Below are 19,936 nucleotides of genomic sequence, written 5' to 3' on the forward strand. Positions count from 1 at the left end.
TATTAGTTAATCTGCGTTATATCTGCAGCCCCGCTGATATCCTTCACGATAGTTGGTGTACCCTTGTATTGTACATTACCTGCTCCAGAGGCATCAATATTCAGGTATTTAGCAGCATACACTTTTGCTTCTCCCGCACCTGATGTTTCTACGCTTACCGAGTCAGAGATACACTCAAGTGCATTTATATTTCCGGCTCCGCTGATGTCGATATCCAGCGATGGTGCCGCACCTATCAGCTTTACAGCACCTACCCCGCTAGACTCTACGGTACAGGAAGGTACTTCCACATGCATATCCACATCACAGGCACCTGATATATCAATCGCCAGTGGTGTAGTTTGTTTAAATACGGTCTGGGACTGTATTACCCCTACACCGCTCGCTTCAATCTTATCCAGGTTAGGCATGCTGATATAGACTGTAACTTCTTCAGAATCATCTCCGTCAAATATATCGAAGGTCCCGGTACGCTCAATCAGCAAGGTTCCGTTTTCCATACCAATTTTCAGTGTACGTAATGCTTCGTTGCTTCCTTTGGCCACTACACTGAAGACGCTGTCCTGCTTCAGGTAAATCTTGGCATAGCCATTCAGCTCAATGGTGCGGAAGTTATTAAAGGTATATTGTTTTGTGCCTCCGACAACAGGTGTATTGTCTTCGAAATTGTGATCAGAATCTTTGCTGATCGTAACATTATTACAAGAACTGAACAGACCTGTTACAGTACCGAGTGCTGCAGCCAGAGCGAAGAAGAGGAATATTTTTTTCATAACAAACTATTTTAAATTTTATTCAAAAGTAGCCTGCCATCACGCTTCTTCCATGGCTCTTTCGGTAGATTGGTTTATTTACTCGGTAAATGTCGCTTAATATAATTTTAATGCCTGTAGTCTTTGCATCTCAGCCGCAATCAACTCCTCCAGGACACGCGTTCTGGCCTCTTTACTACGGAAGATCAGGCGGTGCACCAGTACCGGGTTAGCGATATACTGCACATCATCCTCAATAACAAAATCTCTCCCCTTAACCAGTGCAAAAGCTTTCAGACATTTAATAAACGTAATACCGGAACGGGTAGATGCTCCCAGACTTATATCCGGATGATTTCTCGTTGCCCGCACCAGGTTCGCCACAGACTGCACGACCTCAGGGTGAATATACACCTGTTCCGCGGCCTGTTGCAGGTCCAGTATATCCTGCAGCGACAGAATCTGTTTCAATTGATTCAGGTTGTCATTGATCTGCAGGTACTGCTGGTATATTTCCAGTTCTGTTTTTTCATCAACATAGCCGAAATAGATTTTCATAAAGAAACGATCCAGCTGTGCTGTAGGCAAAGGATAGGTACCCTCTGTCTCTACCGGGTTCTGCGTAGCAATCGTAAAGAAAGGCTGTTGCAGCTTTACTGTTTGCTCCCCTATTGTGATCTGTCCTTCGGCCATGCTTTCCAGTAAAGCAGACTGCACTTTCGGAGAAGCACGGTTGATCTCATCGGCCAGCAGGATATTACAAAACAAAGGGCCCTTTTTAAAAATAAAATCCTTGCGCTGATCATCAAAAATATACGCACCGATCAGGTCCATAGGCAAGAGGTCTGGTGTAAACTGTATCCGTTTGAAGACCGCATTTCCTTCTCCTGTTCCGCTGATTGCATGAGCCAGGGTTCTGGCCAGCACCGTTTTACCGGTACCGGGATTATCTTCCATCAGGATATGACCCTTTGCCAGCAGACAAGTAATGACCTGTTCTACCTGTTGTCTTTTCCCCCTGATCACCGTTTCCATTTCTGTGATCAATTGCCCTATCTTACCCTGTGCCGCAACTGTTGCTTCCATCTGATCTGTATTTATAAAAGGTCCTGTATGATATCTTCTCAAAACTACATTATTTGTAAAATATAACGCCTTTTTTAACGGAATTTATCGGATGAATGATTGTATTTTTGAGTTAAAATAATCAGAAACATACATGTTGCATTATACAGTAGCGGGAACCGGTCAGCCGATTGTCCTGGTTCATGGTTTCCCTAATGACGGACGCAACTGGAATACGATTATTCCTGCCCTGTCACAACAATACAAGCTCATTATTCCTGATCTTCCGGGAGCCGGCAAAAGCGCCTTCCTGCCTAAACTTACTTTAGGCAAAATGGCTGATGCCCTTATTGCAGTCCTGGACAAAGAACAAATCGATCAGGCCGTCTTTGCTGGCCACTCTATGGGAGGCTACACCTGCCTGGAACTGGCGACTTTATACCCTGACCGGGTAAAAGCCATATCCCTGGTGCATTCCCTGGCCTCTGCCGACAATGAAGAGAAAAAAGAAACCCGCAGAAAATCAATCAAACTGATACTGGGTGGCCCTATAGGACAAAAGACTTTCATTAAAGCCATGGCAGAAAACCTGTTTGCTGCAAGCTACAAAGTAGCGCATCCGGAAGGCATAGAGGAGATCTGGCAAAACGGAATGCAGCTTAGTCCTGAAGCACTGGCAGCATTCTACCAGGCGATCATGGACCGAAGCGATAAAACCGAATGGCTTAAAGCCAATAAGCGCATACCGGTGCAGTGGATCATTGGTGAGGAAGACAATGCCACACCAATGAAAGAAGCCCTGGCGCAGTGCCACCTGTCACAAAGAAATGATGTACAACTCTACCGTAACTGTGGCCATATGAGTATGATGGAGTATCCGGAGCGTCTGACAACAGACCTTGCGGCATTCGCATCATTTGTATACAGTATGTAAAAACCGAATTCAATTATGAAGTTTAATCTACAGGCACCATACAGCCCCGCCGGCGATCAGCCCTCTGCCATAACACAGCTGACCGCTGGCGTGAATGAAGGAGATGCTTTCCAAACCTTGCTGGGGGTAACAGGATCGGGTAAAACATTTACCATGGCCAATGTCATCCAGAATGTTCAAAAGCCAACGCTAATCCTTACCCACAACAAAACACTGGTGGCCCAGCTATACGGAGAGTTCAAACAATTCTTTCCGGATAATGCTGTTAACTATTTCGTCTCTTACTATGATTATTACCAGCCGGAAGCTTATATGCCGGTAAGTGATACCTATATTGAAAAGGATCTTGCGATCAACGAAGAGCTGGAGAAACTGCGTCTGCGTACCACCACAGATCTGTTAAGTGGCCGAAGAGACATACTGGTCGTGGCTTCGGTATCCTGCATTTATGGTATGGGTAACCCTACTGAATATGAGAATGGGATTATCCGCATTGAGCAGGGACAGGAAGTATCCCGTAACGGATTCCTGCACGCCCTGGTCAATTCTCTGTACAACCGCTCCCAGGGAGAGTTTGCACGGGGTACCTTCCGTGTGAAGGGCGATACAGTAGATATTAATCTGCCCTATGTTGATTATGGATATCGCATCACTTTCTTCGGAGATGAAATCGAAGAGATCGAAAGTTTTGATATTGAAAATGGCAAACGTATCGGTAAGATTGAGGCTGCGGCCATCTTCCCGGCAAACCTCTATGTCGCACCTAAAGATCAGATGGGCCAGATTGTACGCGAAATACAGGATGAACTGTTTGCACAGGTAGAGTATTTCAAAAGAGAAGGCAAGCATATCGAAGCGCAAAGGATCAAAGAAAGGGTAAACTATGACCTGGAGATGATGCAGGAGCTGGGTTATTGCAGTGGTATCGAAAACTACTCCCGCTTCCTGGACCGCAGAAGACCGGGCACCCGCCCCTTCTGCCTGCTGGATTATTTCCCAAAAGATTTCCTGTTGTTTATTGATGAGAGCCACGTAACTATTCCACAGATCAGTGGGATGTATGGTGGTGACCGTTCCCGTAAAATGAACCTGGTTGATTTCGGCTTCCGCCTGCCTTCAGCACTGGACAACCGTCCTTTGAATTTTCATGAATTTGAAAGCCTGTTGAACCAGGTGGTATTTGTCAGTGCGACTCCGGGCAACTTTGAATTAAACGTAACGGAAGGTCTGGTCGTAGAGCAGGTTGTACGCCCAACAGGATTACTGGATCCTCCGATAGAAATACGTCCTAGCCTGAACCAGATCGATGACCTCCTGGATGAAATAGATCAGAGAGCCAAACGCAATGAGCGCATACTGGTAACCACACTGACCAAACGTATGGCCGAAGAACTGGATACCTATCTGAAACGCATCAATATCAATTCACGCTATATACATAGTGAGGTAGATACGCTGGAACGCGTAGAGATCTTAAGAGATCTGCGCCTGGGCAATATTGATGTACTGGTAGGTGTAAACCTGCTCCGGGAAGGATTGGATCTGCCCGAAGTAACACTGGTGGCTATCCTCGATGCCGATAAAGAAGGCTTCCTGAGAGATGAACGCTCTCTGACCCAGATGGCCGGTCGTGCAGCCCGTAATGCGGATGGTATGGTTATTTTTTATGCCGATAAAATTACGGACAGTATGCAGCGCACGATCGATGAAACACAGCGAAGAAGAGAGAAACAGATTGAGCACAATACAGCACATGGTATCACGCCAACTACCGTACGCAAATCGGTAGAACAGATCATGAAGCAGACCTCTGTACTGGATATCAAAAACTATGACGAAGACAGTCCGTTAGCGATTGAACCGAACCAGGATATTGCCGCTGAAGAATTTGTCGAATATAAATCTAAAGCTTCTTTGCAAAAGGCTATCGACCAAACGAAGAAGTCTATGCAGAAAGCAGCTAAAGATCTTGACTTTATGGAGGCAGCCCGTCTTCGAGACCAGATGTTTGCTATGGAACAGGAGCTAAAAGCTATGTAATGATATTTACCCCGGATCGTACATTGATCCGGGGTATTTTTTTCATGACCTTTCTATCAAAATCATTTCAGAACACTCCGCCTTTCTATCCGCCAACCCAACAACCGGACACCCTTTCAAACACATTTAATATATTTACATAAAATATACCCCAATAAAATTCAAGCACATGAAATATATAAGCCTGCTATCAATCGCCATATTATGTTCCGGTAGTGTACTGTTTGCACAAGGTACAGACAGTGCTGTTACTGTCCCTCAGGTATCAGAAGTAGCTGATATTTTTACACCTGCACCCAGTGTAAGCAATACCGGCGGCAATACCACCATCACTTCAGAAGAAATCAGCAAACGCCCTGTGAATAATGTTGCCAGCGCTATGGAAGGTGTTGCTCCCGGAGTGGAAGTCAGCGGAGGAACGAATGATCCGCGCATTATAATCCGTGGGCTAGGCACATTAAATGGAGGTTCTGATCCGCTGATTATAGTCGATGGTGCCCCCTACTCCGGCTCGCTCAGTACTATTAACCCTAATGATGTAAAAGAAATAAAAGTCTTGAAAGACGCAGTGTCCAAAGGACGCTACGGTGCACGCGGTGCCAATGGTGTAGTAGTGATCACCACAAAGACATATGAACCACGTCCAGAAAGTGAAGCACCTCCACGCACAAAGAAAAACAAAAAGGACAAATCCAAATAGCGTATTACCTTTAATCAAAGACAGCACAGCCGGCTGATATAGTTATCCGGGCGGTAAGCCTGCATATGCTCAAAAGTATATGCAGGCTTTTTATATTATCTTAGGCCAAATTTTTTCTACACTATTCCAACCTTTAGTTATGCAATTGCATCCTTAATACAAAAGCGACTGACTGTGATCAACGAATCCCTGATAAACGAATGTAAGCAAGGCAACCGGCAGGCCCAGCGAGGCTTGTACGATTACCTCTCGCCCAAGCTATACAGCACCTGCAAACGATATTTAAAACAAGATGCCGACATTGAAGATGTACTCGCAGAAGTATTCGTCGCCATCTTTACCAAAATCCATACGTTAAGAGAAGCTGCTGCTATTGTCTCCTGGGCCAGAAGAATCGCTGCCAATCAATGCCTGCAGGTATTGCGTAAGCAGATCAACTTCAACCTCACCCTGGATGATGTCAAACAGGAACCGGTTTATGACCGTGCGCCGGATCATCCGATAGAGCACAGGGATCTGCTACAGCTGCTGCAGCACCTGCCGGATGGTTGCCGTTCTGTATTCAACCTTTTTGCGATAGAAGGTTTTTCGCACAAAGAGATTGCTGCCATGCTACAGATCTCAGAAGGGACCTCGAAATCACAGCTGAATGTTGCCAAAAACAAATTGCAACAATTAGTAAATGTTCATTACTATCAAAATGCTACTAAAAATGGAATTGCAAAATAACATATTTGATGAGTTCAAAGCGGCTGCAGACGGGGAAGAGGAAGTACCCTTCAAGGAGCAGCTCTGGTCGCGTATAGAATCACGCCTGGACGAGGAACCGGAAAAACGCCGTGCATTTGTGCCCTGGGTAAGATATATGGCAGCCTCGGTTGTATTGCTGGTAGGATCTGGTATTGTATGGCAGCTGAGTCGTGATGAAAATACGACACCGGCAACAGAAGTGGCGCAGCATACAACACAGCAGCAAGCAACTGAAATACTGGTAACAGATGCGGACAGCAACAAAACGATAACCGAACCTTCTAAAACGGGCATTATTGCGGTGGCACCTAAGGCGCCGGTTAAGCAATACAGCACTGAAACGCCAACAGAAAATACTGGTCAGCATGTAGCTGCCACCTCCGCAAAGCACAGCACTCTTGTGCAGTCGGAACAGGCTGACAAGGATCCGGTTAAGGAGCATACAAATACACATGTAGCCTCCTCCTATGTAACGGACAGCATCTCAGTACTGGCGCACGCAACAGTACAGGCTGAACAGGCAAATAATACTATTGCCGCCAACCCTGCATCTAATAAGGCCTTCCTGTTTAACAGTGTGGTTATTGATAAGGATATGGAAAGCATCGTTGGTGCCGTGATACAATTAAAAGGGACTAACCAATCGGTAATGAGCGATGATGAGGGGAAGTTTAGTATGCAGGTTCCAGACAGTAATGCAACATTGATTGTTAGTTCATTCGGAGCAAAAACAAAAGAGATTAACTTAAGGCAGTTACATTCAAAATGGATTACTCTTGGCGATAATAGTACTTCATTGGATGAAGTAGTCGTTTATGGTGCAAAGCTTGATTCCAGATCCTATGTCGGTGCAGTCAGTACCGTTACCGCAAAGGAAATTGCCAAAAGGCCCGTAACCAGTGTAGCAGCTGCCTTGGACGGAGCAGCACCTGGTGTATTGGTAACCAAAGGCGGCGGACAGCCGGGTTCCAATCCGGACATTATGGTACGCGGTATGGGTTCATTAAGTGCCAGCAGTGCCCCCCTGATTGTACTGGATGGCGCTCCGTATTCCGGTGCATTGAACAGCATCAACCCCGGAGACATAAAAGACCTTGTTATTTTAAAGGATGCAACTTCTAAAGCCGTGTATGGTGCCCGCGCAGCCAATGGTGTCATCCTGGTTACCACTAAAAGAGGTGAAGAAGATGGAATAAAAGATGGCAATCTTTTTGACAATGTTTTCAAACGTAAAAATAAACGTAAAAAAACCGAAGCGCCAACAGAACAACAACCGCCTGCAAGAGCCGAAGAGCAGGCCCATAAAGAGGAGCAAACCCGCAATGAGGAAGCATATGAACTTTTTGAAGAGAATAAGTTTGAAAGTCCGCTGAACCAGCCGCTGTCGACCTTCTCTATTGATGTGGATAAGGCTTCCTATGCCAATATCCGTCGATTTATTATTAACGGAGCAAAAGTACCTAAGGATGCAGTTCGCATCGAAGAGATGATCAATTATTTCTCTTATAAGTATCCCCAACCTGAGGCTGGCAAGCCGTTTTCCATCAATACGGAATATAGCGATGCCCCCTGGAATCCACAGCATCGCTTGCTGAAGATCGGGTTGCAAGGCCGCATTATTCCACAGGACCAGATACCGCCAAGCAATCTTGTATTCCTGATCGATGTGTCCGGATCTATGAGTGATCACAATAAGCTGCCTTATGTACAAAAATCTATGGAGCTGCTGACACGCCAGCTGCGTAAAGAAGATCATGTCGCGATTGTAGTATATGCGGGTGCGGCTGGTCTGGTATTGCCCTCAACCAGTGGCGATCAGAAAGAGAAAATTATGGATGCGATTAACCGTCTGAATGCAGGTGGCAGCACAGCGGGAGGCGCGGGTATAGAGCTGGCCTACAAGGTGGCGAAGGAAAACTTTATTCCCAACGGCAATAACCGCATCATACTGGCTACAGACGGAGATTTCAACGTAGGTGCCTCAAGTGATCGCAGTATGCAGGAGCTGATCGAGGAGAAAAGAAAAGACAATATCTTCCTTACCTGCCTGGGATTCGGAATGGGTAATTATAAAGACAGTAAAATGGAGATCCTGGCGGATAAAGGGAATGGTAACTATGCTTATATCGATAATCTGGCAGAGGCTCAGAAGACCTTACAGAAAGAATTTGGTTCTACGATGTTTGCCATTGCAAAGGATGTAAAAATACAGATTGAATTTAATCCTGCTCTGGTACAGTCTTATCGCCTGATCGGTTATGAGAACCGTAAACTGAATGCAGAAGATTTTGCTAATGATGCTATAGATGCGGGAGAGTTGGGCAGTGGACACACCGTTACGGCTTTATATGAGATCATACCCAAAGGAGTCTCCAGTCCTTATGCCGTCGCGGCTATAGACCACCGGTATACAACTGCTGTTGCAGACAGTTCTCTGTCTCAATCCAATGAGCTGGCCCGGGTACAATTCAGGTATAAAGAGCCGAATGAAGAGACCAGCAAATTAATGACCCAGCTGATTCCAAACAACCTGACTCCGGCAAAATTAATATCCAAAGATTTCAGACTGGCTGCAAGTGTTGCCTGGTTGGGATTACAGCTAAGAGACTCTAAACTGGTTCCGGATAAATCATTAAACCATATTGCTTCATTTGCAAAAGAAGCAATTGACAAGGATAATAAAGAAGAAACAGAATTGGTTAAATTAATAGAAGCCACAAAATAAAAGGGATTGTTGATACTGGCTTCTGTAAAGAAGGCGGGGCAATGAGTAACTCATTGCCCCGCCTTTGATTTTATTATAACCATAATCTTATATCAGTCCTTCTTTTACCAGGTCGTGCAGGTGCACCATACCGGCATAAGCTCCATCTTTGGTCACCAGCAATTGTGTGATATTATATTGGCGCAACAGTTCCATTGCAGCTACAGCCATTTCTTCTTCGGCAATTGTCTTAGGATTCTTAGTACAGATATCCAGAGCCCTTAGATTGGTCAGATCCATATGCTGCTCCAGCATACGGCGCAGATCTCCGTCAGTAATGACCCCTAACAATTGTGTACCCTGCAAAACAGCCGTCGCCCCGAGGCGGTTTGCAGAAATTGATACAATCACTTCCTTGATATTCGCATCTGCGGCTACAGCCGGACGCGGGTTCTGTGCACTCAGATCTGACACGCGCAGGTACAGTCTTTTTCCCAGTGCCCCACCCGGATGGTATTTGGCAAAATCACGGGCAGTAAAGCCTTTGAGCTGTAACAAACATACAGCCAGCGCATCTCCCATAACCAGTTGTGCCGTTGTGCTGGTTGTCGGCGCCAGGTTATTGGGACAAGCCTCCTGGTCAATGGTAGTATCCAGTAAATAATCAGCCTGGGTAGCGAGATAAGAGGATACCTTACCGCAGATGGCAACAATTTTATTTCCAAAGTTGCGGATGAAAGGAATCAGGGCTTTAATCTCCGGGCTTTCGCCGCTTTTAGAGATCAGCACGACAACATCATCCTGTTGTATCATACCCAGATCGCCATGAATAGCATCTGCTGCATGCATAAACAAGGCCGGTGTACCGGTTGAATTCATGGTCGCCACTATTTTCTGTGCAATCACGGCACTCTTACCGATCCCGCTGATCACTATTCTGCCGGTACAGGCAGACATCAGGCGAACAACGGCTTCAAAATCGGCAGAAATAGCTGCCTGCATTTTCTGCAAGGCTTCTATTTCATTGGCAATAGTATCTTGTGCTACTTTAAGTATATTTATATCTGTCGACATCTTCGATTTAAGCTTTTAATTGATCATTGGCATTCTTTCTACGGTACTGCTCCAGTTTTTTACCGATCAGCCAGAAAGATAAGGCCAGTATGGTAAAGAAAATACCTTTATTGGTCACATCCCAAAAGTATTCAAAATACCGGGTGTACAGGTTGAGCAACAGGAAGAGCAAAGCCGTATCCCGCAAAGCATTGTCCTTTCGCTTGATGGCATATACCAGGATACCCGCCAGCAACAGTGTATAACCTACGGCCCATACCAGTACTTTACTCTGTCGGAAAGCGGTCCACTCCTGGAAGGAATAATTTCCTGAAATAGATAATCCCCATGCCGCAACCAGGAACAATATCCAGCCCATAAAAAAACTGACTATCCCAAATTCTGAAAGGGCTTTAATCCTCTGTACGAGCCAGGCAAACGCTATTGCGGCTAATCCGAACAAGGTTAAGCGCAAGGGCATATTCATTCCTGAAAAATAAGGACCATGATGTGCCGCAGCATCTGTATAGGCGGCCCACCAGCCTCCCAATGTAAGCATCATAGCACCCCATAACATCCGCGATTTGACCACATAGGCCAGGCCTCCCAAAGCAATAGCCACGGCAAAGATAAGCCAATAATACCGGTCACTGTTCACCGACAATCCTTTGCCGAAATAGGCAACGGAGACGCAGGCACTCAGACCCAATAGTATACTCAGGGATTCGTTGGCCCAGACGGCCTGTATAAATTTTCGCTTCCGTTTACAGATATACCAGGCCAGTACGGCTGTACAACCTGCAAAGATAAGCCCGATCGTAATTTCGGAGAATGCGAAATAGCGCCTCATGCGCTCAATCCATTTCTCATCCAGCACCAGTGCCCCAAAGGCTAATAAGGCGCAGGACACCGCGGCGATAAAAGCATAAAAAGTCAGTGCTTTATAGTCTCCTGCATTTGATTCATAAGATGCCTTTAGTTTCTGAGCAGTAGGGCCGTCGATCAGGTCCTCCTCCTCCCATTTTTCAATAGCGCGATCCAGCAGGGAGGCCTCCTTCTGATTCAGTTTCATATGGGTTTCCGGTTGTTTCCGTTCAAAGTTAATAATTCTGAATCATTGATGTTTAGCGTTACAGTAATTGTAACATATGCTTTATCTTTGGGAAAACAACTAATCATATTATGAGTTTCATACTGAAAACAGTGAGCGACAATGTTGCTTTCATTACCCTGAACAGACCCGAAAAATTCAATAGCTTTAACAGAGAGATGGCCCTGGCATTGCAGCAGGCGCTGGATGAGTGTATGCGTGATGATGAGGTGAGAGCGGTATACCTGACTGCTGAAGGAAAAGCATTTTGTGCAGGCCAGGACCTGGGCGAAGCTGTAGACCCGGACGGACCAACGCTGAGAAGTATTGTACACGGACATTATAATCCTATTATCGAACGCATTCGCAACATTGAAAAGCCTGTAGTATGTGCTGTTAATGGTGTTGCTGCCGGTGCCGGTGCTAATATTGCGCTGTGTTGTGATATCGTTGTGGCTACAGAACAGGCTACATTTATTCAGGCATTCAGTAAAATCGGGCTGATTCCTGATTGTGGCGGAACTTTCTTCCTGCCACGCCTGATCGGCTTCCAGAAAGCATCTGCACTGATGATGATGGCTGACAATATCGACGCGAAAGAAGCAGAACGACTGGGCATGATTTATAAATATTTCTCTGCAGAAACCTTTGTGGAAGAAAGTAAGAAAATTGCATTGCACCTGGCTAAAATGCCGACTAAAGCATTTGCTTATACAAAACTGGCACTGAACAAAACGGTAACCAATAACCTGGCGCAGCAACTGGCTGTGGAGGAAGAGTACCAGGCTGCCTGTGGCGAAACTGAAGATTTCGATGAGGGTATCCAGGCATTTCTGGAAAAGCGTAAGCCGGAATTTAAAGGTATATAATTGCATTCATATTCATGGGTGTTGCGCGCCTGCGGCGCGCAACACCCATTTTAAATTTTAAATAAACAGGGCATGAAACTGCGACATCTATTAGTGATCCTGGTACTGATTGCCGGAATCGGCTTTGCTGCTTATTATATAGGGAAGCAAAAAGGTACGACACAGATCACACAGATCGCCACAAATGAAGTGCTGATCAAACAGATTGCCGAGCTCTCCAGTCTGGAGGTGCAGGGCAATGCCTCTATTACCGAAAGTAATGTAACCAATGACGGTAGCTGGACCGATGCCTTAAGAAAACTGTTTGTTGAAAACACTATACAGATCACGATCCCTTATATCGCTAAATATGGAGTACGCACTGACTCTAATGATTTGCGTATAGTCCAGGAAGAAGACATCATTCACATCTACCTTCCGGAACCACAATTATTGAGTTTTGAAATGCGCCTGGACAAAGCCAGCAATGGCAACAAACTGGGCTGGATGCAATCGGAAAGCAATGCGGCCTATAACCAGGTACAGAAAAAACTGTATGCACAGACCCGCAGCCAGATGGAGCAAAGCTCCAAGAATACAGAACAGGCCAAAGCAAAAATCATTGCTATCCTGAAACAATATTACCAGCCGATGCATAAGAAAGTCGAGGTAACATTCGGCAAAGAAAGTGGGCTGCAACTATTCCCTTCTTTGAATTAATCATTCACATATAATCTTATTTCTATGATGTACCGCTTATTGCTTTTCACTGCTTTGATGGTGGCTATGTGTACCCGGAATGCAGCCGCGCAGACCAAGAAGATACAGGCATTTAGTTTTGCACAAGGTATTATATCTAACGATACCTCCTGGGAATACCTGGATTCTACCCGCATCTACAACCGCAACGGTTATACTATGCCTGATCCGGCAAAACTAATGTTAACAGGTCCCATTTCAGAAGGACGGGCCAGTGAATATGAAGGATATTTACTGGACTATGTAAATCTTTACATTAAGGAAAACCCTCCCCTGCTCTTTTCACTGGATAGTCTGTGGCTATATACCAGGTTCAATGGAAAGGACTACGGGTATATTAATAAATTCAGTCCCGGAAGAGTGCAAACTTTCGGTGGAGATTATGACTTTACGACACTGACGGTTGACAAAAAAGAGCATATAGACTTTGTACTTAATGCTTCAGGAAAAACGACCTTGCGTACGGTTAGTGATGTAGATTATGACTTATATCCCATAAGCTACGATATTATACCACGGTTCGATTATACTTACACTTACGACAATCTCGGGCACATTACACAAATGATCAGCAGAATATGGGATATCAGTAACCCTCTCGCGCCGCCGCAGTATTATGAAAAGGAGACCTGGGCATATAACAATGATCAATTACTTACCCACAAAAAGTTTGGTTACGAAAATCAGGGTATCTGGTTGGAAATGGAGGTGCAAAATTATTTCTACACTACGGGTAAACTCAGCAAAATCACCTTAATCCGGCACAATGATTACCAGGAGGAATTTTCTTACCAATACAACCTCAACGGTCAGGTGGCGAAGGTGACTAAGCAAAAAGCCTATCCTGGATATCAGCTGGCATATGACAGCTACAAGCAGTACAGCTATACCGGCAATAATGTAGCTGAAGAAATTGATTCAACAGTAGACTGGTTTAAGGTATACCAGAATGAATATGTCAATAGTCTTTTAATGCAGACAACCTGCAAGAAAATAAATCTGACCACTAATGATACATTGAATATATGGCAGCTGACGATAGAGCGGGATCAGGATAATGATATAGTATGCATGATCCATAACAATTTTGACAATCAGCCTCCTTATACCAATACAGATTACCGAACTAAAATATACCATACTTTTGTTACAGACACTACCCCACCCAATAATATAAAACATGTTATAACGCCCCTACAGGTTACAATCTATCCTAACCCGGCTTCTGATCATCTGGCACTTTCTTCAGATAAAGATCTTCACCATGCGCAGGTCTCTATCAGCAGTATTGATGGAAGGCTGATCAAGCGTTTCGTTAACCTGCATCAGAACAGAATAGATATTGCAGACCTCCCTGCAGGCAGCTATATCCTGAACGTGAACATGGAAAACTATTCCGGAACGGTAAGATTTATTAAAGGATAAACAAAAAATATGATCTCCGCATCATCTGCACATATCTAGACTATAAAACAACGAAGCATCCCAATGGGATGCTTCGTTGTTTTATAGTTGGAACATACTCGTGTTATAGCTGAGCGCCTTCGAGGAAGAATTTCACATCGCTCATATTGCGGATGTTGTTTACCACTAAAAGGAAAACGGTTCCCATTTGTTTCATCTTTGCCTGGTTGGTTCCGATCTGTATATAATCCATAATTTTATGGAAGGTCTCACTCTCATAATAAGGTGAATCCGGGTTATTGATAAAATACAGACGCATCACTTTATTTTTAATGATCAGCTTCTCAAAGCCCAGTTCTTTAGCCATTTTGCGGCAACGTACAACCGTAAACAGATCCTGCACCTGCTGTGGCATCGGACCAAAACGGTCGGTCAGCATATCGGCAAAAGCAGTCAGATCTTCTTCTGTATCCAGGTTATCCAATTGCGTATATAAAGAGAGACGCTCGGTAATGCTGGACACATACTCTTCCGGAATAAGGATCTCCAGATCAGTATCAATTGTACAGTCTGTAACAAACTCTTTCTTACGATCCAGTTCGGCTGCAAATACATCTTTAAAGTCGCTGGATTTCAGTTCCTGTATAGCTTCGGCCAGGATCTTCTGGTACATTTCAAAGCCGATATCCGCAATAAATCCACTCTGCTCACCACCCAGTATATTACCGGCGCCGCGGATATCCAGGTCGCGCATGGCAATCTGGAAACCGCTACCCAGCTCATTGAATTGCTCCAGTATCTGCAATCTTCTGCGGCTGTCATCCGGTAGCGTCAGCAAGGACGGTGCTACGAGATAACAGAATGCCTTTTTATTGCTTCTACCTACACGACCTCTCAGCTGGTGCAGATCACTTAATCCGAACTGGTGTGCATTATTGATAATAATGGTATTCGCATTACTGATGTCTACTCCGCTCTCCACAATATTACTGCAGCAGATCACATCATATTTATAGTTGATAAAGTCCAGCAGGGTTTTCTCCAGTTTTGCGCCTTCCATTTGTCCGTGTGCTACGGCAATCTCAAGATCAGGACACAGTGCTTTCAGCTTCTCTGCCATAGCCGGTAAGCTTTGTACGCGGTTATGAATGAAGTATACCTGGCCGCCTCTTTCGGTTTCATAGTAAACAGCATCACGGATAAACTCTTCATCAAAGCCGATCAGTTCGGTGTGTACCGGCTGGCGATTTGGCGGAGGAGTATTCATGATACTCAGGTCACGGGCACTCATCAGGGAGAACTGCAGTGTGCGCGGAATAGGTGTTGCGGTAAGGGTCAATGTATCTACATTCAGTTTACGCTCTCTTAATTTTTCCTTCGCAGCTACACCAAACTTCTGCTCTTCATCTACAATAAACAGACCCAGGTCTTTGAACTTGACATCCTTGCTGAGCAAGGCATGCGTACCGATCAGGATATCTATCTTACCCTCTTCTAATTTTTGCAGTGTTTCTTTTTTCTCTTTAGCCGATTTGAATCGGTTCAGGTAATCTACCGTACAAGGAAATTCTTTCAGGCGATCTTTAAACGTCTGAAAGTGCTGATAGGCAAGGATTGTAGTAGGAACCAATACGGCCACCTGCTTGCTATCTGCTACTGCCTTGAATGCGGAACGAACAGCTACTTCAGTTTTTCCGAAACCTACATCTCCACAGACCAGACGGTCCATAGGATTAGGTGCTTCCATATCACGCTTCACATCTGCGGTAGCCTTGGACTGATCTGGTGTATCTTCATAGAAGAATGATGCTTCCAGCTCGGTCTGCAAATAGCTGTCCGGACTGAAGGCAAAACCTTCTGCTGCTTTGCGTTTGGCATACAGCCTGATCAGATCAGCTGCAATATCTTTAACCTGTTTCTTGGTTTTGTTTTTCAGGCGCTCCCAGGCATCGCTACCCAGCTTATGCACCTTGGGTTTCGTACCTTCTTTACCGGTGTATTTGGATATTTTATGCAGGGAGTTAATGCTTACATACAGTACATCATTGTCCTTATATATAATTCTGACTGCTTCCTGTGCAGCACCGTTTACATCAATTTTTTGTAAACCACTGTACACCCCTACTCCATAATCGATATGGCTTACATAATCGCCCGGTTGCAGTTCCCTTAAGGATTTGATGGTAATGGCCTTTCCTTTGCTGTAGGCCTGTTTGATCTTGTATTTATGAAAACGCTGAAAAATCTGATGATCGGTATAGACCAGTATCTTATGGTCATGATCGATGAATCCATTACTGATGGATACCGGAATCGGCACAAAGCTGATCTCGGCATTGGTATCTTCGAAGATAACCCTTAAGCGCTCCAATTGTTTTGCATTCTCTGCAAATATGTATGCGGTATATTTATCAGCAGTCCACTTTTTCAGGTTGCTGATCAGTAAATCAAAATTACGGTTGAATGTTGGTTGTGGTTCTGTATTAAAGTCAATAGCCACGCCACCTGCCGGTGCAGGTTTATTCATATGTATATGATGGAACTGCTTTAATTTTTCAGCCCAGTAGCCGGCATCTTCAAAATCATCCGTGGTCACTGTTCTGGTCTCCTCTTCATCATCATGATGCACCCTCATCCCATCTCCACCGGCCTGGCTCAGCTGCTCTTCCAGCTTTACCTGGAAATAGGCAAGTTTATCTTCCAGCAACTGCTGGTCCTTGAACCAGAAGACCGTATTAGCCGGCACAAAATCAAGGAAAGAAACCTTCTCTCCTGTTTCAAAGCTGGTCTCAATATTAGGCAGGATGGATACCTGTAGCAGTTTTCGTTCGGATAACTGTGTTTCCGGGTTAAACAAACGGATGCTGTCTACCTCATTTCCAAACAACTCTATGCGATATGGATGCTCATTACCGAAGGAGTAAATATCAAGGATACCTCCACGTATGGAGAACTGTCCCGGCTCGTACACAAAGTCTTCATGCCGGAAGCCCAATCCTGTCAGGCGTTCGAGCAGGCTCTTGACGTCGAGGTTGTGATTAACCACTATCTGGATCACATTTTTACTCAGGCTTTTTGCCTGCACTACTTTTTCGAACAGGGCATCGGGATAGGTAACCAGTACTTTTTTATGTACCGATGTACCGCTCCACTTGTTCAGCGCTTCGGTACGCAGCATGATATGACTGCTGTTTGCTGCGGTGTATACACCTGTCTTTTTATAGGAATCCGGGAAGAAAAATACATCCAGGGCTCCGCTCAGGTGTTCGAAGTCGTTGTGAAAATATGCAGCTTCATCCTTATCATCCAATACGAATACATGATTCACATCAGACTGCTGCCAGACCGCTTCTGCTATAAAAGATACAGCATTGGCCTTGACATTTTTAAGGATAAAATCTTTGGGTTGGGATAAACTAAGGGCTGCCGCTAATTCTTTCAAGCGGATATCGGAATGATATAAGCCTTGCAATGTTTGCAGGTTCATAAGAATGCAAAGGTAATTAAATTCAGTATTCAGACATAAAAAGCACCGGCCATATGACCGGTGCTTATATTAAAAAAATGCAAAAAGTAATTTACTGACTCACTTTCTGGAACCTGATCGTGCCTTCATGGCGCCGGTCTCCTCCCAGGCTGTACATCAGGAAATAAGATCCGTCCGGCAGCAGACTCACATCTACGGCCAGTTTGTTCAGACCGCGTTCCAGTTTATACTGCTGTTTAGCCGATTCATTCCCGGATATACTGTTATAGATCCGTATATCAATGGTCTCCGCCCGGTTATCATTATAGAATTCCATATACAGATATCGGCTGGTAGGGTTAGGATACCACACCATTGTTCCATCGCGGCTGTAGATGACAAAGCGTACGGCACTATACTGTACACTTCCGTCCTGGTCTACCATACGCAGACGGTAAAAGTTGTAGCCCTGCTCCAGCCTGTCATCTGTGAATTCATAATCTTTGGGTCCCTGACCATTGACCGGAACTACTGTTCCCAGGTATTTAAAAGTCCTTCCGTCAGTCGACTCTTCTACTTCATAACGTGCAAGACCATCTTCCCGGCTTACTGTCCAGTTTAATAATGCCTTATTATCCTGATACAGTTTTGCGGTAAAATCCAGCAAAGTAACGGGAAGCGGATCACCTCCGCAGTCAAAATGCACCGCCATATCGGTATAGCAGGATCCGTTATGTGCCCTGAACACCGCATCTGTAATACCATACACATTGAAGAAAGTGCCGGTATTATTAGTGGGTATGGGGGCAACAGGAGGAACGGTACTCTGTATGGAATAGACTACAGGAGCGATCTGGTTAGAGACATACACCTGAATAGGCAGGCCGCCAGAACAGTGATATCCGACAGAATCTATGACAGGTGTTTTCAGCACCAGTACACTGGTGCTGGCAATCTGTGCCCGCAGCTGTAGTGGTACTGAAAACAGCACACTACAGCACAGGCAGCAAATAACCTGAATGATATTTTTACTGGTTCGTTTCATCTGTTTGCTTCTGTAAGCCCTATGGCGTTACAGGATTGGTACAGCCATTGGCATCTGTAATCTTCATCAGATCGTAAGTATGCGAGCCCTGGCTGGTCGGAGTTGGTGTAATGGTAATGCTACCACCGTTAGTTACCCCATTATATGTTTGGTTTGGTGTTGCACCGTCTTGTCTGATCTCTACATTGAACGGACCGGTACCACAGGTCGCTGTATAGGTCAGCTGTACTGCAGTGCCCTCACACAACTGTCCGTTGGCTGCGGCAAGCGTTGCATTTGGCGTAGGATGTACCCTTACTACGAATGTATCCGGAGTACCGTTACAGGTCTGACCGCCATTTGTATAGATTGGTGTTACGACTACATTGGCAACCGCATCTGTACAGCCTGCATTGGTGGCCGTAAACGATGGGATAGAACTGGTCGTACCACTTGCAGCAATACCTACAGAAGGGTTATCATTTGTCCAGGAATAGGTTACTGTACCACCGGTAGTAGGACTGCTGAATGCAATAGCAGAAACGGTATTGCCATTACACTTAGTGATGTCACTGGTCGCTACCATAGCAGCAGTCGGGTTAACCGTAATGGTGAACGTCACAGTTGCACCCGGACAACCGTTTGCGGTTGGCGTAATGCTGATTGTTGCCGTTACCGGAGCAGATGTAGCATTGATCGGTGTGAATGAAGGGATCTGAGTCAGACCACTGGCATTTGCCAGACCGATACTTGCACCACCACTGATCGCGTAAGTCACACCGGTAGGTGTACCGCTTAATGGAATCGCAGTAGTTGCTGCGCCCGCACAATAAACCTGGTTAGCAGGTGCTGTAACGGTTGGAGTCGGATTGATGGTTACGGTTACCGGTACACATTTTGTAGTGTAGTTACAGAAGCCACCTTCTGCACGTACATAATATGTTTTGGTAATCGGTGTTGTACCGGTATTGGTCGGCGAAACGGTGATGGAAGCACCGGTACCAACTGGTGTAGCTGCACCTGTAGGACAGGCATCAGCATACCATACCCATTGCGCGGTTGGTGTACCAGAGCCCAAACGTCCGCCGGTAACACTTAAGGTTGTACTGCTACCGGTACAGAAACTGGTAGGGTTTGCCGCAGTAGTGGCGGCAGTGGGTAAGGTAATGGACGAGGAGTCATTTACCGTTACCGTAACACTGCTGATCTGCGCAGCACTTTGCATCGTACTGCCCAGCAGTATGCCTGATACCAGCAACAGCAGCAGGCTAAAAAATCTTAATGTGTAATTGTTCTTGTTCATCTTTTTGCACTTTAAATTGTGATAGATAGTGGATTGATTTCTGA

General features: G+C 45.2%; 15 protein-coding genes. 8 read left to right on the forward strand and 7 right to left on the reverse strand.

Annotated elements, in window-relative coordinates:
- Positions 1-2: 2 nt before the first annotated feature.
- Both FTD44_RS02430 and FTD44_RS02435 read right to left on the reverse strand, forming a co-directional pair.
- A complete protein-coding gene (locus FTD44_RS02430; protein ID WP_222164997.1) occupies positions 3-773 on the reverse strand; it encodes a head GIN domain-containing protein in 771 nt (256 codons plus the stop codon).
- Between the two features lie 96 nt (positions 774-869).
- Positions 870-1,838, reverse strand: coding sequence for an AAA family ATPase (locus FTD44_RS02435; protein WP_222164998.1), 969 nt, complete (start codon positions 1,836-1,838; stop codon positions 870-872).
- Positions 1,839-1,971: 133 nt separating this feature from the next.
- Between FTD44_RS02435 and FTD44_RS02440 the strand changes: the two genes are divergently transcribed.
- From FTD44_RS02440 to FTD44_RS02460, 5 genes are all read left to right on the forward strand, one after another.
- Complete coding sequence (locus FTD44_RS02440; RefSeq protein WP_222164999.1) at positions 1,972-2,751, forward strand: alpha/beta fold hydrolase; 780 nt, start codon at positions 1,972-1,974, stop codon at positions 2,749-2,751.
- 15 nt (positions 2,752-2,766) lie between these two features.
- The gene (gene uvrB / locus FTD44_RS02445) at positions 2,767-4,791 is read left to right on the forward strand and encodes an excinuclease ABC subunit UvrB (RefSeq protein WP_222165000.1); all 2,025 of its coding nucleotides are present in this window, start codon (positions 2,767-2,769) and stop codon (positions 4,789-4,791) included.
- A 169-nt stretch (positions 4,792-4,960) separates the two neighbouring features.
- A complete protein-coding gene (locus tag FTD44_RS02450) occupies positions 4,961-5,491 on the forward strand; it encodes a TonB-dependent receptor plug domain-containing protein (RefSeq protein WP_222165001.1) in 531 nt (176 codons plus the stop codon).
- A 174-nt stretch (positions 5,492-5,665) separates the two neighbouring features.
- Positions 5,666-6,220, forward strand: a complete 555-nt coding sequence (locus tag FTD44_RS02455; protein ID WP_222165002.1) for an RNA polymerase sigma factor — start codon at positions 5,666-5,668, stop codon at positions 6,218-6,220.
- Positions 6,204-8,966, forward strand: a complete 2,763-nt coding sequence (locus FTD44_RS02460) for a VWA domain-containing protein (RefSeq protein WP_222165003.1) — start codon at positions 6,204-6,206, stop codon at positions 8,964-8,966. The genes FTD44_RS02455 and FTD44_RS02460 overlap by 17 nt, the downstream gene beginning before the upstream one ends.
- Before the next feature lie 87 nt (positions 8,967-9,053).
- Here FTD44_RS02460 and FTD44_RS02465 read toward each other — a convergent pair whose 3' ends face one another.
- On the reverse strand, positions 9,054-10,019 hold the full coding sequence (locus FTD44_RS02465; RefSeq protein WP_222165004.1) for a KpsF/GutQ family sugar-phosphate isomerase: 966 nt from the start codon (positions 10,017-10,019) through the stop codon (positions 9,054-9,056).
- Positions 10,020-10,026: 7 nt separating this feature from the next.
- Entirely contained in the window at positions 10,027-11,070 is a 1,044-nt protein-coding gene (locus FTD44_RS02470; protein ID WP_222165005.1) for a DUF2157 domain-containing protein, read from the reverse strand.
- A gap of 110 nt (positions 11,071-11,180) precedes the next feature.
- On the opposite strand from FTD44_RS02470, the gene FTD44_RS02475 reads away from it, so the two are divergent.
- From FTD44_RS02475 to FTD44_RS02485, 3 genes are all read left to right on the forward strand, one after another.
- Entirely contained in the window at positions 11,181-11,957 is a 777-nt protein-coding gene (locus FTD44_RS02475; protein WP_202616021.1) for an enoyl-CoA hydratase-related protein, read from the forward strand.
- A 72-nt stretch (positions 11,958-12,029) separates the two neighbouring features.
- Complete coding sequence (locus FTD44_RS02480; protein WP_222165006.1) at positions 12,030-12,656, forward strand: DUF4230 domain-containing protein; 627 nt, start codon at positions 12,030-12,032, stop codon at positions 12,654-12,656.
- Between the two features lie 24 nt (positions 12,657-12,680).
- Positions 12,681-14,120: a T9SS type A sorting domain-containing protein gene (locus FTD44_RS02485; protein WP_222165007.1), complete on the forward strand. Its 1,440-nt coding sequence runs from the start codon at positions 12,681-12,683 to the stop codon at positions 14,118-14,120.
- A gap of 103 nt (positions 14,121-14,223) precedes the next feature.
- On the opposite strand, the gene mfd is transcribed toward FTD44_RS02485, so the two are convergent.
- The 3 genes from mfd to FTD44_RS02500 all read right to left on the reverse strand — a co-directional run bounded on the left by mfd (position 14,224) and on the right by FTD44_RS02500 (position 19,892).
- Positions 14,224-17,586 carry a transcription-repair coupling factor gene (gene mfd / locus FTD44_RS02490; protein WP_222165008.1) on the reverse strand — a complete coding sequence of 1,121 codons (3,363 nt, stop codon included), beginning with the start codon at positions 17,584-17,586 and terminating at the stop codon, positions 14,224-14,226.
- 91 nt (positions 17,587-17,677) lie between these two features.
- The gene (locus tag FTD44_RS02495) at positions 17,678-18,610 is read right to left on the reverse strand and encodes a T9SS type A sorting domain-containing protein (RefSeq protein WP_222165009.1); all 933 of its coding nucleotides are present in this window, start codon (positions 18,608-18,610) and stop codon (positions 17,678-17,680) included.
- Between the two features lie 19 nt (positions 18,611-18,629).
- Complete coding sequence (locus FTD44_RS02500; protein WP_222165010.1) at positions 18,630-19,892, reverse strand: PKD-like domain-containing protein; 1,263 nt, start codon at positions 19,890-19,892, stop codon at positions 18,630-18,632.
- Positions 19,893-19,936: the final 44 nt, after the last annotated feature.

The organism is Edaphocola aurantiacus (assembly GCF_019797745.1).
Taxonomy (GTDB): Bacteria; Bacteroidota; Bacteroidia; order Chitinophagales; family Chitinophagaceae; genus Edaphocola; species Edaphocola aurantiacus.